Genomic DNA, 14970 nt, shown 5'->3' with positions numbered 1-14970 from the left:
CGTCCCGTTGACAGGGGCTTAGCGAGCAAAAACGAGGATTTGGTAAACGGCCAATATGTCAGGCCGCCTGTACGGCCGACGCGCCTTCGATGAAGCTGGACAGCGACACCAGCAGCCAGGGATGACCGTCATGTTCGACGATCGCGCTGGCATAGGCGGCCCAGGCCGGGTCCAGTTGCCCGCGCAGCGGCACTTCGCCTTCGGGCACGCGGCAGATGTCGGATACGCGGTCCAGCATCAGACCGTAGCTGTGGCCGCTGATGTCGGCGATGACCGCCAGGCCGCGCCGCTCGGGCGGGGTCGGCTGGCCATGCACGATGGCGGCGACATCGACGATCGTCAGCACCCTGCTGCGCAGGGCGGACAGGCCCGCGACATGCGCGCCCATGCCCGGCACGGGCGAAATGTCGGTCAGCTTGACGACCGCCTCGACCTCGCCGGCCTCCACCGCGACGCGCGTGCCGGCCAGGATCGCAAACAGATAGAGATTATCCATGGGCCTTACCCCTGCCTTCCGCCGATGGCGGCCATCAGCGCATCCTGGTCGTAGCGATAGATGCTGCCATCCTGCGGTCCCGCGGCGCGCGGCGACGCGCGCAGCTGGACGACGCGGCATCCCATGATCTCGCCTGCCTGCGCGGCGTCGGTTCCGCTGCACAGGATCACGTCCTGGGCATCGACGGGCGCGTCCGACGGCAGGCCCAGCATCACCTCATGCCCGGCCTGTCGCAGCAGCGGCGCCAGTATCTCGCGCGTCCACCCATCCTCGCTGTCCAGCAGCACGCAGCGGCCCTGCTGCGGCCGGTCCAGCCGTTCCTGCGGCAGCGACGCGAACAGGGCGAAGGGGCTCAGCACCTCCAGATGTTCGCCCTCGATCACCGACACGCCGCTCAGCACGCCGTGCATCGCGACCATGTCGGGCACCAGCGGCATCTGCACGATGTCGAGCACCGCCGCGACCGGATAGCAGGCTTCCTGCGCGCCATCGCGCAGGCGCAGCGCGCACACCTTGTCCTGCGGGAAATCCGCCCGGCCATTGACGACCGGCATCAGCCGCCCGTCCAGCCGCACATAGGCCTTGCCGCCCGACCGCCCGAACAGGCTGGCGTCGATATCCTCGACTCGCTCGATCAGCGACAATTTGAGCAGGCGGCGCTCACCCGACAGTTCCTCGAAACGCAGCGCGGCGACCATCTCGACGCCGGTGGCCTCGGCTTCCTCTTCCTGCCGCCGCGCGACCTGATCGTCGACGATATTGGGTAGGCGCGCCGCATTGGCGAGGCCAGCCGCGTCCAGCAGCAGCATCGGCCGGCCATTGTCGGGCAGCGTCATGCCGGCGTAGACGCCGCTCGCCATCACCAGCGGCGAGGCGGGACGGATCACCAGTTCCTCATGATTGTCCACCGCCGCGACCGCCAGGGCGAAGGGCATGCCCGTGCCCGACCGCACCACCATGATGGCGCGCGGGCCCAGCTGGGGCAGTTTTTCCATGCCCAATATGTCTTCCAGGTCGATCATCGAATGACGCACCGCGCGGATCGTCGCGATCTGCGCGCCGCCCACCCGGCTGATCTGCAGCATGTCGTTGTTGTCGTGCAGTATCTCGACCACCGCCGCGCGCGGAATGGCGAAATGCTGCCCGCCCGCGCGCACGATCAGGCCGGGAATGATGGTCAGGGTCAGCGGCACGCGCAGCGTGATGCACAGCCCCTGCCCCGGATGATTGTCGAGCGCGATGAGGCCGCCGATCCGCTCCACATTGGCGCGGACCACGTCCATGCCGACGCCGCGGCCGGAAATCGCCGTCACTTGCTGCGCGGTCGACAGGCCAGCGAGGAAGATGAGGTCCAGCTTCTCCTGCTCGGTCATGCGCGCGGCGGCGTCCGGTGTCAGCCGACCGGCGGCAATCGCCTTGTCCACCAGCCTCGCCGTATCGATCCCCGCGCCATCGTCGCTGATCGCGATGACGATCTGGTTACCCGACTGACGCGCCTCGACGCGCAGCCTGCCGGTTTCCGGCTTGCCCGCCGCGCGCCGGCGCTCGGGCGTCTCGATGCCATGATCGATGCTGTTGCGCACGATATGGGTGAGCGGGTCGACGACCATCTCCACCATTTCGCGGTCCATTTCGACATCGCCGCCCTCCAGCACCAGGTCGATGCGCTTGCCCAGCTCCCGGCCCAGGTCGCGCGCCATGCGCGGGATGGCGGCGAACAGACGATCGACGCGCTGCATGCGGGTCTTGGAAATCACGTCGCGCATGTCCGCGACACAGGTCGAAAGCCGCTCGAACACCGTATCCAGTTCGGGATCGGCGCAGCGTTCGCGCAACTTGCGCGACAATTCGTTGCGCGCGAGCACCATGTCCGACACGCCGTTCATCAACTGATCGATCAGACTGAGCGGCAAGCGGATCGTGCGGGGCGCTGCCTGCGGCCCGCTGGCGCGCGCGACCGTGGCGGGCGCTTCGGCCGCGCCTTCGGACGCCGGCTTGCTCGCCGCCTCCTCGGCCGGCGATTCGGCCGGGGCGTGCAGCGCGGCGATCAGATAATCGTCATTCTCATTGGGCAGGGCCGCGCCCATGGCGACCGCTTCGGTCAGCTCGCCGATCCGATCCATCAGGCCCAGCACCGCGCTGACCGTCGCGGCGTCGGGCTGGCGTTCGCCGGCGCGAATGTCCGCCAGCACATCCTCGGCTGCATGGCTAAGCCGTTCGAAACGCGGCAGGTTAAGGAAGCCGCAGCTGCCCTTCACCGTGTGGAAGAAGCGAAAGATCGCGTCCAGCCGGTCGCGGTCCGATGGGTCCGCCTCCCAGGCGACCACCTCGCCCGCCAGAGCCTCCAGCGTCTCCTGCGTCTCCGAAATAAATTCCTGAAGTAGTTCGTCCATGCCCCTGGCCTTTATGGGTGCGCGCTCGGGCACCATGGCGGGACGTGGTTAAGGGCGCGTTAAAGCCGCGCGCATGCGAAAAGAGGCGCCGCGACATGCGCAGCGCCCCTTCCTAACTCGTCGAGCGAGCGATCAGTGCTGCGCTTCGACAGCGTCGCCGGCTTCTTCGCCAGCTTCGCGCGTGGCGTCAGCCTTGTTCTCCAGCGAATCGGCGGCATTTTCCGCGGCCGCTTCGGCGTTGCCGGTCAGGTTGTCGGCCATGGCTTCCATATTGTCGGCCTGGTTATCGAGCGCATCCGCCTGATTTTCGTAAGCATTCTCGACCTGGTTTTCCTTGGCGGAATCGCACGCGGCGAGGGCGACAAGGCTCGCAAGGCCAAGGACAGTGACGAAGGTTTTCACGGCGTTATTCTCCTGTTGTGCCCCCGGGGGCTGACGTCTCTGGGCAAGGCGTCAAGGCTGCCATGGCAACCCCTCACCCTGACGGCGATCAACCGGTCGCATGCCGGATGGTTCCCGCCGCCAACTCGTTTCGTCGCATAAACGATTATTTTTTCAAGGAGTCGCGGATCTCCCGCAGCAAAATAATATCTTCGGGCGTGGGTGGCGGGGGCGCGGCCTCCTGCTTGGCCTCTTCCTTGTGGGTCAGCCGATTGACGGCCTTGACCATCAGGAAGATGATGAAGGCCAGGATCAGGAAGTTGACCAGCACCGTCAGGAACTCGCCCCATCCGAACATGGCGACGCCCGCGGCCTTCAGGTCGGCATAGCTTGCCGGATTGCCGCTGAACGTTTCGGGGATCGGGCCCAGCCGGACGAAATAGCGGGAAAAATCCGCCCCGCCGAAAACATAGCCGACGACCGGCATGATGAGGTCATCGGTCAGCGACTTGGTAATGGTGGCGAAGGCGCCGCCGATGATCACGCCGACCGCCAGGTCCATGACGTTGCCGCGATTGATGAAGGTCTTGAATTCGGACATCAGTCCCATGTGCAAATCCTAGGGTTGTGACGGTGATGAATCGAGGATGGCCCGTTGCGCCGCGCAGGACAACGCCCTATTTTCCACCAGCGAAACAATGCCGAGGATGCTCCATGACGCTTCTGCGCCGCTTCTCTACCGTTCTGCTGCCGATATTCGGGGCGCTGGCCCTGTCCGCCTGCGGAGTCAACAGCGTCCCCACCGCCGAAGAGGAGGCGAAGGCCAAATGGGCCGACGTGCAGGCGCAATATCAGCGCCGCGCCAATCTGGTCGGCAACCTGGTCGCCACGGTGAAGGCCGCGGGCAAGCAGGAACAGGATACGCTGGTCCGGGTGACCGAAGCGCGCGCCAAGGCGACCTCGGTGCAGGTCAATGCCGACGACCTGTCCGACCCCGCCAAGGTCGCCCAGTTCCAGGCCGCTCAGGCGCAGCTGAGCCAGGGGCTCGGCCGCCTGCTCGCCTCGGTGGAGGCCTATCCCGATCTCCAGGCCAACGAGAATTTCCTGCAACTGCAATCGCAGCTGGAAGGGACCGAAAACCGCATCGCGGTCGCCATTCGCGATTATAATGGCGCGGTTCAGGCCTATAACACCCGCATCCGCACCTTCCCCGACGCGATCGGCGCCAAGCTGATCCATGGCGCCAAGCCCATGACGCCGTTCGAAGCCACGACGCCGGGCGCGGAGGAGGCACCGAAGGTCGACTTCGGCGCCTGACGCGGTGCGCTTCGTCCCCTCCCAGCCATTGTCAGTCCCGCGCCTCCCTTATGCGTTCCCGTTGCCGGCGCGCGGGGGCCTGGACGCCGTCGCGCCGCGCCTCGCCGCGTTTCTGATGCTGCTGCTGGCGCTGCTGGCGATCGCGCCCGGGGCCCATGCGCAGCAATTCCCGGCGTTTGACGACAAGGGCGTGGTCGACGCCGCCAACATCCTGTCGCCGCAGCAGGAACAGGCGCTCAGCAGCAAGCTGATCGCGCAGAAGCAGGCAAGCGGCCGCTCGCTGGTCGTCGCCACCATTCCCGACCTGCAGGGCTATGACATCGCCGACTATGGCTATCGCCTCGGCCGCGCCTGGGGCATCGGCGACAAGGACAGCAATGGCGCGCTGCTGATCGTCGCGCCTGCCGAACGCAAGCTGCGGATAGAGGTTGGCTACGGCCTGGAAGGCATACTGACGGACGCCCTCTCCTCGCAGATCGTTCGCACCGTCATCGCCCCGCGCTTCAAGGCCGGCGACATGCCGGGCGGGATCGACGCGGGCGTGGATGCGATCACCGGCCTTCTGGCCTTGCCGCCCGACCAGGCGCGGGCGCAGGCCGCCAAGGCGGAGGAAGCGGCCCGCCGCAGCGACGATGATGGCGGCGGCATCATCGGCTTCTGGATCATCCTCTTCATCGTCTTCTTCGTCGTGCTGCCGATGCTGTCGCGCGCGCGCGGCGGCGGCCGGCGCTACCGACGCGGCGGCAGCGCCCCCGTCATCATCTGGGGCCCGGGGCTCGGTTCAGGCTGGGGCTCGGGTGGAGGCTCTGGCGGGTCGAGCTGGGGCAGCGGTGGCGGCTGGGGCGGCGGCGGCGGCTTTTCGGGCGGCGGCAGCTTCGGCGGCGGCGGCGCGTCGGGGGATTGGTGATGCAGCTTCATCTGACCCAGGCCGACCATCAACTGGTCTCCGCTGCCGTGGCGGAGGCGGAGGCGCAGACATCGGGTGAGATCGTCACCATCGTCGCCCGGCGGTCCGACAGCTATCATGATGTCGGCTATAGCTGGGCGGTGGGCGCGACGTTCACCCTGCTGGCGCTGGCGGCAGCGTTTCCGGGCTGGCTGCGCGATCTGCTCTCGGCCCTGCTGCTCGATTGGGAGCATGAGCTGCCGGACTGGGAATTGCTGACCGGGCTGCTCGGCCTGTCGCTGCTGACCTTCCTTGGCGTGCGCTATGCGCTGGCGATCATGCCGCTGCGCATGCGCCTGACACCCCGCGCCACGCGCGCGCGCCGCGTGCGCCGCCGCGCGATCCTGCTGTTCCGCACCGCCGCCGAAGCGCGCACGCATGGCCGCACCGGCGTGCTCATCTATCTCTCGCTCGACGAACATCGCGCCGAGATCGTCGCCGACCGCGCGATCAACGAAAAGGTGGCGCCCGAAGCCTGGGGCGAAGCGATGGGGGCGCTGATCGACGCCATTCGGCAGGATCGCGCGGGCGAGGGCCTGGCCGCCGCCGTCCGCCAGGTCGGCGTGGTGCTCGCCGCCCATTTCCCGCGCGCCGACGACGACATCAACGAACTTCCCGACAGGCTGATCGAATTATGACCGACCCCGACCGCGACTTGCCCGAACAGATCATGTGGGCCGGCCGCTTCATCACCGCCAAGACGCGCGGGCGATGGGAATATGTGTCGCGCGCGCGCGGCATCCACGCCGCGGTCATCCTGGCGATCGACGAGGGCAAAGACGGCCGCCACGTTCTGCTGGTCGACCAATATCGCGTCCCGCTCGGCCGTCGCTGCATCGAACTGCCCGCCGGTTTGGTCGGCGACGAGCAGGAGGGCGAGGAAGCGAGCCTCGCCGCCGCGCGCGAACTGGAGGAAGAAACGGGATACAGGCCCGAGCGCCTGGAACGGCTCGGCGATTTCTGCGCCTCTCCCGGCATGGTCTCCGAAGGCTTCACCCTCTTTCGCGCCCATGGCCTGGTCAGGACCGGCGAAGGCGGCGGCGTCGCCGAGGAGGATATTCTGGTCCACCGCGTGCCGCTCGACCGCATCGCCGATCATGTCGCCGACTGGCGGGCGCAGGGTTATGCGATGGACGTGAAACTGCTGCTGCTGCTGGGCGCGGGCATGGTTGCCTGACGGCGCGGCCTCACGGCACCCGATACCAGTCCGCCACACGGTCGAGCGCCAGCGTCAGCACCAGCTTGCCCGCGCGGCTCGGCCAGCCGAGCGCCTTTTCCGCCGCCGCCAGCCCCTCTCCGGCGCAGGCCACGCGCCAGAGAATGTCGGCAAGGCCTGGTCCCGCCGCCCTGATCGCGCCGTCGAACCGCTCGCGCGCCGCCATTTGCGCCAATGTCGGATCGAACGCGCGGCCCGGCCCGCGCCGTCCGCCCGTTGTGGGCGCCGAATCCCACCGCATCGTCACCCGCGCGCCCAGCCCCGCCCGCTCCCAGTCGGCGCGCAGCGTGTCGCCCGCGACGAAATGCCGCTCGCTCAGCCGTCCCCGCGCCCGCAGCCAGGACAAGGGCGATTCGCCCAGATGCACCAGCACGCGCTGCCGCGCGCCATCGGTGCCCTCGATCATCTGTTCGACATGACTGGCCATGGGGCATCTCCTTCGCTGCGGGAATCGACAGCGAAGCACTTGCCACGGGGGATAATCTGTAGGAAAGGGAAAACCAAATAGGTTATCCGAGGAGGCGCTATGATCACCCGCATCCGCGAGGTCCGCAAGGCGAAGGGGCTGACGCTCGAACAGGTGGGCGCGCTGTGCGATCCGCCCACCACCGCGCAGACCATCGGCCGGCTGGAAACCGGCACCCGCACCGTGTCGGTCAAATGGCTGAACCGCATCGCCCTGGCGCTGGGCGTCACCAGCGCGGAACTGGTCGCCTTGCCGGGGCAGAGCGAAATCGCCGTTGCCGCGCTGCTGGGTCCCGACGGCGTGCGCGCGCCCACCCGGCCGCTCGCCTTTCCCCCGCCGATCGCCGCCGATGGCATGGTGGGCGTCCATGTCGGCGCCAGCATCGGCGACTATCGCGCGGGCGACGCCATCTGGTGCCGCCGCATCGCGCCGCCCGATTATGGCGCGGCGCTCAACCGCGACGTGCTGCTGCCTCGCCCCGCCGGTCGCTTCCTCTTCGGCCGGCTGATCGGACGCGAAGGCGACCGGCTGCAACTACTCCCGCTCGGCCCGGGCACGCGCCAGCTGGTGGTCACCGACCCGCCCTGGGCGGCCGTTGCCGAACAGCTCGTCCGACGTCTCTAGCCATTCCGCCGCTCCGCGCTTAACCATGCGTCAAAGCTGTGCATCGAAAGAGGGGCCATGACACTCAACGTCCTAACGCTGTCGACCCTCTTCCCCGACATGAGCCGGCCCAATTTCGGCGTGTTCGTCGAACGCCAGGCGCGCGAGCTGGCCAGTCGCCCGGACGCCGACGTGACGGTGATCGCGCCAGTGGGCGTCCCCTATTGGCCGCTTTCGCTCGCGCCGCATTACGCCGCGCTGCGCGCGCTGCCGCGCAAGGAGCGCTGGCGCGAACTCACCGTCTATCGCCCGATCTTCCGCATCCTGCCCAAGATCGGGGGCCGCACCAATGTCAGCGCCATGACCCGCGCCATCCTGCCGCTGGTGCGCCGCCTGCACGCGCAAAAGCCCTTCGACGTCATCGACGCCAGCTTCTTCTTTCCCGACGGCCCGGTCGCCCGCCGCCTCTCCAGGGCGCTGGGCATCCCCTATTCGGTCAAGGCGCGGGGCGCCGACATCCATTATTGGGGGACGCAGCCGGGCACGCGCAAACTGGTGCGCCATGCCGCGGACGACGCTGCCGGCCTGCTCGCCGTGTCGGACGCGATGCGCCGGTCGATGGCGCGCATGGGCATCGATGCCGATAAGATCCGCGTCCATTATACCGGGGTCGATCTCGACACATTCGAACTGATGGACCGCCAGGCGGCCAAGGCCGCGCTCGACTTCAACGGGCCGGTCGTGCTCAGCGTCGGCGCGCTGATTCCGCGCAAGGGGCAGGACCTGTTGGTCCGCGCCCTGCCGCAGCTGCCCGACGTCACGCTGCTGCTCGCGGGCCAAGGCCAGTATCGGCGCACGCTCGAAACGCTGGCGCAGGATCTGGGCGTGGAGCGGCGGATCGGCTTCCTGGGATCGGTCCCGCATCACAAGCTGCCGCGCATCTTCGCGGCCGCCGACGTGATGGCGCTGCCATCCGAATCGGAAGGGCTCGCCAATGCCTGGGTCGAATCGCTCGCCTGCGGCACGCCCATCGTCATCAGCGACGTCGGCGGCGCGCGCGAACTGCTCGACCGGCCGGAGGCGGGACGGATCGTCGATCGCGATCCCGACGCGATCGCCGCCGCGATCCGCGCGATCCTGGATAATCCGCCCGCCCAGTCGGCTGTCCGCGAAGCCGCGCTGCGCTTCACCTGGCAGGCCAATGGCGACGCGCTGCTCGCGCATCTTCAATCCATCGCCGCGTCCGGCTGAGGGTCGATGGGCAACAGCCGCGCCCGTCCGTCGGGCGTCGGGAAGCGTCCTTCGTCGAACGGCACGTCCCCCCAGCGCCAGGGGGTCAGCTCGGCATAGGCCGGATTGGAAATGGGCGCATGCCGCTTCAGGTTGAGCAGCCGCCCGCCCGCATTGCGATAGGCGGTCAGGCGCACATGCTCGCGATAAATGTCCGCCGGCCGCTCATAATGGAAGGCATCGCCCCAACCCATCGTCTGCGCCATGCGCGTCAGCGTCCACCATAGCGGCCGCGCCTCGCCCGGCAGGTCGAACAGCCGGCGCTGGCGGCTGACCAACCGGTCCAGCGCCGTCATCGTCCCGTCCTGCTCGATCCCCACCGGCGCGGGGAGCAGCGCGGTCCAACCCTGCGCCGCCGCCTCCGCCCGATGCGTCGCGCGGATCGACAGGCCGACCAGCGAACGGGCCTGCGCCAGCCAGCTTTCCGCCGCGGGATCTTCCCCGATGCTGATCAGCGCTCGCACTGATCTGTCCTGCATCGCGCGCAACAGCGCTTCCCCTTCCAGCCCCGGCGCCTGCGCCATCGCGCGCGCGCCCCAGAAGAGCGCGGTGTCGGCCACCGCTTCGGCGTCGAAGCCGCGATGCGCCGCCAGGCTGTCGGCCGTGCAGCCGACCTCCCGCGCGCCCATGCCGTTCGCCGCCGGCTCCAGCGCGAACGGCCCCGCGCCCGGCCGCCCGATCCGACCCGTGGCCAGATGCAGGTTCAGCGCCGCCGCCGCCACCGCGGCATCTCCCCCGCCAAACAGCGACAGCGCTCGCGCGTCCGCCGCCCACAGGTCGTAAAAGTCGCGCACCAGTTGCGGCGCCAGCCCGCAGGCCCGCGCCACCGACCAGATGTCATGGCCAGGCCGCAGCGCATCCCAGAAGCCATCGGGCGCGGCGACCGCGCGCGTCAACCCTTGCTCATCGACCAGGCCGGCATCGCGACAATGCAGCAGCAGCCCGCGCAGCAACGGGGCCAGCGCAGCGCTTGGTGCCGGCAGATGCAGGTCCGGGTCCAGACCCGCCCCCTCCTCCGCCGCGCCGATCACCACCAGCCGCGCGCCGCCATCACCCCGCGCCGCCTGCACCCGGTCGACCAGCACGGGATGATCCCGCATCGCCGCGTCGCCGATCATCAGGATGGTCGCCGCCCGGCCGACATCCTCATAGCTGGCCGGCATGACATCCTCGCCATAGGCTGCGCGCTGCACGGCCGCGATCGCGCCGCGCCAGGGCGCATGGATGTGCGGGGACCCGAAAAAGCCCTTCAGCAGCTTGTTGGCGACATAATAATCCTCGGTGGGCAGGGCGCCGCCGACATGCAGCGCGATGCTGCCTGGCCCATGGCGCGCCAGCACCGCCGACAGACGCCGCGCCAGCTGCGCGATGGTCTTGTCCCACGGCTGGCGTCGCCCATCGACGAGGGGGTGCAGCAACCGCCCGTCCAGCGCCCGCTCGTCCTGCAGCCGTTGCGCCCGCGCACACAGCAGCCCACCATTGGCGGGATGAGTCGCATCGCCCTCCAGATGCAGGCCACGCTCCTCGCCCGTCACCGCGCGAATGCCGCAGCCGACCGCGCATTGTCCGCACAGGCTTCGCACGATCGCCATGGTCAGCGGGCTTTGCGGCGGTGATCGGACATGCCTCGCCTCCTAGCCCATTGAGGGGCGGGACAAAAGTGCGCCCTGCGCCTTGCCCTGGCGCGGCGGGATGGACAGATAGGCGCCATGATGACTCTGCTGCTGCGCGCCCTCGCCCTTCTCGCCCTGCTTTGCGCGCCCCTGGCGCCCGCCGCCGCGCAGCAGCGCGGCCCGTTGCTGCTCGCCGCCGCCAGCATGCAGGAAGCGATGACCGCCGCCGCCGACGCCTGGACCGCGCGCGGCCATCCCCGCCCGGTGCTGTCCTTCGCCGGCTCGTCCGCCCTTGCCCGGCAGATTCGCGCCGGCGCACCTGCCGACCTCTTCGTCTCCGCCGATGAAGACTGGATGGACGATGTCGAGAAAGCGGGTCTGGTCATGCGCGGCACGCGCGCCAACCTGGCGGGCAACCGGCTGGTGCTGGTGCGCCCCACCAATGCGCGCCTGTCGCTGCGCATCGGGCGCAACATGCCGATCGCGCGCGCACTCGGCGACGGCCGGCTCGCCATGGCCAATCCCGACAGCGTGCCCGCGGGCAAATATGGCAAGGCGGCGCTTACCGCGCTCGGCGTCTGGCCGGCGGTGGCGCCCAAGGTGGCGCGGGCCGACAATGTCCGCGCCGCGCTGGCGCTGGTGGAGCGCGGCGCAATGCCGCTCGGCATCGTCTATGCAACCGACGCGCGCGCCGGCAATGGCGTCGCGATCGTGGGCGCCTTTCCCGAAAGCAGCCATGCGCCGATCCGCTATCCGCTCGCGCGCCTGACCGCCAGCCGGCACCGCGATGCCGAGGGCTTTCGCCGCTTCCTGCTGTCCGCGACCGGTCGCTCGATCCTGAAGCGCTACGGCTTCAGCGCGCCTTGACCGCTATTTCTGGCAGGCGATGATCGCCGCGATCACCGCCAGCGTTTCCTGCGGGTCGCGCACCCGCACCGTATCCAGCCCCAGCTGCTTGGCGGGATAGTCGTTGCCGCCCGGAAAGATGGCGTCGCCGATGAACATCATCGCATCCAGCGCGATGCCGCTTTCGTCTCGCAGCTTGCGCAGGCCATAGGCCTTGTCCACGCCCGCGCGGGTCACATCGATCGACGTCGCCCCGCCCATGTTGATCGACAGGCCCGGCAGGCGCTGCCGCAGGTCCGCCTGGATTCGCGTGCGCTTGGCGAAATCGGGGTCCCACGCTTCCTTGGCGTGGATCGGCGCCTGCTGCCCCAGCGCCGAAAAGGTGATCTGGCTGCCGCGATCCTCGATCCGCTCGCCCCACACCTGCTCCGGCGCGAAGCCGGTCGCTTCCAGCGCCTCGTCGAAAGCCGTCAATATCGCCGCCTTCTGCGCCTCGTCGAACAGTTCGGCATAGACCGGGCGCCAGCCGCCATCGCCATGGGTATAGAGCTTGGTCCCGGTCGTCGGCATCAGCCACAGCCGCGACAGGTCGGCCCGCGCCGGCAGGCGGCTCGCCACCTGCTTGTCGAATTGCGGCCAGTCGCCGCCCGAAATCACCGCGACATGCGCGACCGTCAGCAGGTCCGCCAGCGCCTCGCCCATCTCCGCCTCCAGCGGCTGCTTGCTCAGCGCCAATGTTCCGTCAAGGTCGAAGGCGATCAGTGATTTCATGGCGCTATCCTGTCGAAGGGCGGCTGGTCGTCGCGGCGGCGCTACACCAGCGCCCGCGCCCTTCGCAACCTCGCTGACGCTGGCCGCGCTTTCTTGACGCGCGCGCGCTAATCCCCCACGCAGCGCGCCATGGACTTCTCCCTGTCGCCGCAGGACTGGACGGTCATCGGCCTGTCGCTCAAGGTCAGCCTGGTCGCGGTCGCCGCCATGCTGCCGATCGCCTTCGCGCTCGCCTGGGTGCTGGCGCGCTGGCGCTTTCCGGGCAAGCTGCTGCTCGACGCGCTCGTGCACCTGCCGCTGGTAGTGCCGCCGGTCGTCACCGGCTGGCTGCTGCTGCTGCTCTTCGGCATCAACGGCCCGATCGGCAGCCGGCTCGATCAGTGGTTCGGCGTCACCCTGCTGTTCCGCTGGACCGGCGCCGCGCTCGCCGCCGCGATCATGGCGATGCCGCTGATGGTCCGCGCGATGCGCCTGTCGATCGAATCGGTCGACCGCCGGCTGGAGCAGGCGGCGCAGACGCTCGGCGCCTCGCCTTTGCGCAGCTTCCTCTCCATTTCCCTGCCGCTCTCGCTGCCCGGCGTGTTCGCCGGCGCGATGCTGGGCTTTGCCCGCTCGATCGGCGAATTCGGCGCGACCATCACCTTCGTGTCCGACATTCCCGGCGAAACCCGGACCCTCCCCATCGCCATCTATGCCGCGCTTCAAGTGCCAGGCGCCGAAACGGCGGTCAGCCGCTTCGCCCTCATCTCGGTGCTGCTTTCGCTCGGCGCGCTGCTGATGTCGGAAATCCTCGCGCGCCGCGCCACGCAGGGACGCATGCCCCATGTCCTTTGACATCGCCGTCCGCCGCCGGCTGGGCGATCGCGACATCGCGCTCCAATGCCGGGCCGACGCGCGCCTCATTGCCCTGATCGGCCCGTCGGGCGCAGGCAAGACCAGCCTCCTCAACATGATCGCCGGCCTGCTGACCCCGGATGCGGGCCATATCCGGGTCGATGGCGAAACGCTGTTCGACAGCGCGGCGGGCATCGACCTGGCTCCCGCCGATCGCCATGCCGGTTATCTCTTCCAGGATGTGCGTCTCTTCCCCCACATGCGGGTCGATCGCAACCTGCGCTATGGGCGACGCCCGGGCGGCAGCCTGTCGCAGGCGGAAGTGCTGGATTTTCTCGGCATCGGCCATCTGCTCCACCGCATGCCCGCGACCCTGTCGGGCGGCGAGGCGCAGCGGGTGGCGATCGGCCGCGCGCTGCTGTCGGCCCCGCGCTTCCTGCTGATGGACGAGCCCCTCTCCGGCGTCGATCGCGCCCGGCGGGAAGAGATCATGCGCCTCATCGAACGGCTGCGCGACGACATGCGCCTGCCGATCCTCTATGTCACTCACGACCTGCGCGAAGCCGAACGCCTCGCCGACCGCATCGTTGAAATGGCGTGAAGCCCAGCCGCACGGCCGATTCGGCGGGGAAAAAGTAGGTCTGACCTACTTTTGGAAAGTTGGTCGAATGACTTTTGAAATCACTTGACCGACGCGAAAAGCCCGCCTATCTGCGGCCTCCCGAGCGGGGCTACTCCGCTCCTGATGCCCGATCGTCTAAAGGTAAGACTACGGACTCTGACTCCGTCAATCGAGGTTCGAATCCTCGTCGGGCATCCATCATTCTCGTTTGAAAAGCATAGACTTAGACTTTTGGGCGCTGTCGTTCTATGTGCAAAAGACGCCTCTCGGCTTTACCGCAGATTTCCGTGCTTTTCCGCTACTTTCCGCCCGCTCCCGGCGTCTCCATGGCACATGATTGCACATGCGAAGCCGATAAATTGTCGCACCGGTGACGCCCTAGACTCTGCGTCGCTAATCCGTCATTATGCTCTTGTGCAGATCGAAACCGTCTGGGGGACCAGCGACCATTCCAGATGCACATACGCCGCTCCAGCAACGTAGGGGCAGCCCGGACCAGCCAGCGTGCACCCGACAGGCTGTTTAGACTTACGCCAGAGGTATCCGCGCGGCGCTGCCCTTCTCAAAGCGCTTTGAGCCGGGCAGGTCCATCATCCGGTGAACGGGGGCTAATCCGTTCGTCCGGGGCCTCCACCGCAACCTTTTGGTCTGCGGCGCGCCGTGGACCGGGGACTCAGCGATGAAACCTCGGAACACGATAACGGTGAAGATTGATGTGAAATGCGATGTGGCAGCGATTGCGCGAGCGATTGCGTTACTCGCCTTCCTTCTGTCCTGAGCCACCCCGGCGGGCACTATGCTCGCCGGGTCTTTTATTTCGGGACGATGGGACGAGCTATTAGAATTGCACGAGAACTGCTGTCTCATGGCGTATGTCACCAGCGGTCCAGATCTCAACGACTGATATTCTTCATTGAGGCGAATCCACGCCAGCACACTGTCTCGGATCATGCGTTCGCTGTAGACTTCCGGCAGACAGATGATCGGCCTCTCTTCACGTGCAGCCGATGTCGCAAGCGATCCTTCCAAGACTCCGCTGATGAATGGCCAGCAAGTCATGGCAATGAGCGGCTCAGCGCTATCGCAATGCTTTAACAGCGCCGTTCCGTCATGGCTGGGGACGTCGGCTGCTGCTGCAAAGCTTGGAAATCCCCATGAAGGCGTCAAAAGCTAGCT

Annotated in this window: 17 protein-coding genes and 1 tRNA gene; 10 read left to right on the top strand and 8 right to left on the bottom strand. The window is 68.0% G+C overall.

Annotated features, from left to right (window positions below):
* Window positions 1-58 precede the first annotated feature (58 nt).
* The 4 genes from ACGGKE_RS14340 to mscL all read right to left on the bottom strand — a co-directional run bounded on the left by ACGGKE_RS14340 (window position 59) and on the right by mscL (window position 3880).
* Window positions 59-496 carry a chemotaxis protein CheW gene (locus tag ACGGKE_RS14340; RefSeq protein ID WP_394438875.1) on the bottom strand — a complete coding sequence of 146 codons (438 nt, stop codon included), beginning with the start codon at window positions 494-496 and terminating at the stop codon, window positions 59-61.
* Between the two features lie 5 nt (window positions 497-501).
* Window positions 502-2889, bottom strand: coding sequence for a chemotaxis protein CheA (locus ACGGKE_RS14335; protein ID WP_394438873.1), 2388 nt, complete (start codon window positions 2887-2889; stop codon window positions 502-504).
* Window positions 2890-3021: 132 nt separating this feature from the next.
* Entirely contained in the window at window positions 3022-3291 is a 270-nt protein-coding gene (locus tag ACGGKE_RS14330) for a hypothetical protein (RefSeq protein WP_394438871.1), read from the bottom strand.
* A gap of 145 nt (window positions 3292-3436) precedes the next feature.
* Complete coding sequence (gene mscL / locus ACGGKE_RS14325; protein WP_394438869.1) at window positions 3437-3880, bottom strand: large conductance mechanosensitive channel protein MscL; 444 nt, start codon at window positions 3878-3880, stop codon at window positions 3437-3439.
* Window positions 3881-3984: 104 nt separating this feature from the next.
* Here mscL and ACGGKE_RS14320 point away from each other — a divergent pair, with 104 nt between their 5' ends.
* From ACGGKE_RS14320 to ACGGKE_RS14305, 4 genes are all read left to right on the top strand, one after another.
* On the top strand, window positions 3985-4587 hold the full coding sequence (locus tag ACGGKE_RS14320; protein WP_394438867.1) for a LemA family protein: 603 nt from the start codon (window positions 3985-3987) through the stop codon (window positions 4585-4587).
* Window positions 4588-4702: 115 nt separating this feature from the next.
* Window positions 4703-5494 (top strand): TPM domain-containing protein, encoded by a 792-nt coding sequence (locus tag ACGGKE_RS14315; protein WP_394442040.1) that lies wholly within the window; start codon window positions 4703-4705, stop codon window positions 5492-5494.
* Window positions 5494-6171 carry a TPM domain-containing protein gene (locus ACGGKE_RS14310; RefSeq protein ID WP_394438865.1) on the top strand — a complete coding sequence of 226 codons (678 nt, stop codon included), beginning with the start codon at window positions 5494-5496 and terminating at the stop codon, window positions 6169-6171. Before ACGGKE_RS14315 ends, ACGGKE_RS14310 begins: the two co-directional genes overlap by 1 nt.
* Window positions 6168-6710 (top strand): NUDIX hydrolase, encoded by a 543-nt coding sequence (locus tag ACGGKE_RS14305; RefSeq protein ID WP_394438863.1) that lies wholly within the window; start codon window positions 6168-6170, stop codon window positions 6708-6710. Before ACGGKE_RS14310 ends, ACGGKE_RS14305 begins: the two co-directional genes overlap by 4 nt.
* A 10-nt stretch (window positions 6711-6720) precedes the next feature.
* On the opposite strand, the gene ACGGKE_RS14300 is transcribed toward ACGGKE_RS14305, so the two are convergent.
* Window positions 6721-7176, bottom strand: a complete 456-nt coding sequence (locus ACGGKE_RS14300) for a DUF6456 domain-containing protein (RefSeq protein WP_394438861.1) — start codon at window positions 7174-7176, stop codon at window positions 6721-6723.
* 99 nt (window positions 7177-7275) lie between these two features.
* Between ACGGKE_RS14300 and ACGGKE_RS14295 the strand changes: the two genes are divergently transcribed.
* Window positions 7276-7839, top strand: coding sequence for a helix-turn-helix domain-containing protein (locus tag ACGGKE_RS14295; protein ID WP_394438859.1), 564 nt, complete (start codon window positions 7276-7278; stop codon window positions 7837-7839).
* A gap of 57 nt (window positions 7840-7896) precedes the next feature.
* The gene (locus ACGGKE_RS14290; RefSeq protein ID WP_394438857.1) at window positions 7897-9069 is read left to right on the top strand and encodes a glycosyltransferase; all 1173 of its coding nucleotides are present in this window, start codon (window positions 7897-7899) and stop codon (window positions 9067-9069) included.
* Here the strand turns inward: ACGGKE_RS14290 and ACGGKE_RS14285 are convergent.
* Complete coding sequence (locus ACGGKE_RS14285; RefSeq protein WP_394438855.1) at window positions 9045-10700, bottom strand: molybdopterin oxidoreductase family protein; 1656 nt, start codon at window positions 10698-10700, stop codon at window positions 9045-9047. The two genes, ACGGKE_RS14290 and ACGGKE_RS14285, sit on opposite strands and share 25 nt — an antisense overlap.
* A gap of 117 nt (window positions 10701-10817) precedes the next feature.
* Here ACGGKE_RS14285 and modA point away from each other — a divergent pair, with 117 nt between their 5' ends.
* A complete protein-coding gene (gene modA / locus ACGGKE_RS14280; RefSeq protein ID WP_394438853.1) occupies window positions 10818-11588 on the top strand; it encodes a molybdate ABC transporter substrate-binding protein in 771 nt (256 codons plus the stop codon).
* 3 nt (window positions 11589-11591) lie between these two features.
* On the opposite strand, the gene ACGGKE_RS14275 is transcribed toward modA, so the two are convergent.
* Entirely contained in the window at window positions 11592-12338 is a 747-nt protein-coding gene (locus ACGGKE_RS14275; RefSeq protein ID WP_394438851.1) for an HAD-IIB family hydrolase, read from the bottom strand.
* 129 nt (window positions 12339-12467) lie between these two features.
* Between ACGGKE_RS14275 and modB the strand changes: the two genes are divergently transcribed.
* The 3 genes from modB to ACGGKE_RS14260 all read left to right on the top strand — a co-directional run bounded on the left by modB (window position 12468) and on the right by ACGGKE_RS14260 (window position 13992).
* Entirely contained in the window at window positions 12468-13172 is a 705-nt protein-coding gene (modB, locus tag ACGGKE_RS14270) for a molybdate ABC transporter permease subunit (protein WP_228165991.1), read from the top strand.
* Entirely contained in the window at window positions 13162-13773 is a 612-nt protein-coding gene (locus ACGGKE_RS14265) for an ATP-binding cassette domain-containing protein (protein ID WP_394438848.1), read from the top strand. Before modB ends, ACGGKE_RS14265 begins: the two co-directional genes overlap by 11 nt.
* A 145-nt stretch (window positions 13774-13918) precedes the next feature.
* Window positions 13919-13992 (top strand) — tRNA-Gln (locus ACGGKE_RS14260).
* A 330-nt stretch (window positions 13993-14322) separates the two neighbouring features.
* Here the strand turns inward: ACGGKE_RS14260 and ACGGKE_RS14255 are convergent.
* Window positions 14323-14961, bottom strand: a complete 639-nt coding sequence (locus ACGGKE_RS14255; RefSeq protein WP_394438846.1) for a Rap1a/Tai family immunity protein — start codon at window positions 14959-14961, stop codon at window positions 14323-14325.
* Window positions 14962-14970 lie beyond the last annotated feature (9 nt).

Source organism: Sphingobium naphthae, from assembly GCF_043589935.1.
Classification (GTDB): domain Bacteria; phylum Pseudomonadota; class Alphaproteobacteria; order Sphingomonadales; family Sphingomonadaceae; genus Sphingobium; species Sphingobium naphthae_A.
The sequence above is the reverse complement of the archived record's forward strand: the minus strand, read 5'-3'. Positions and strand labels throughout refer to the sequence as shown.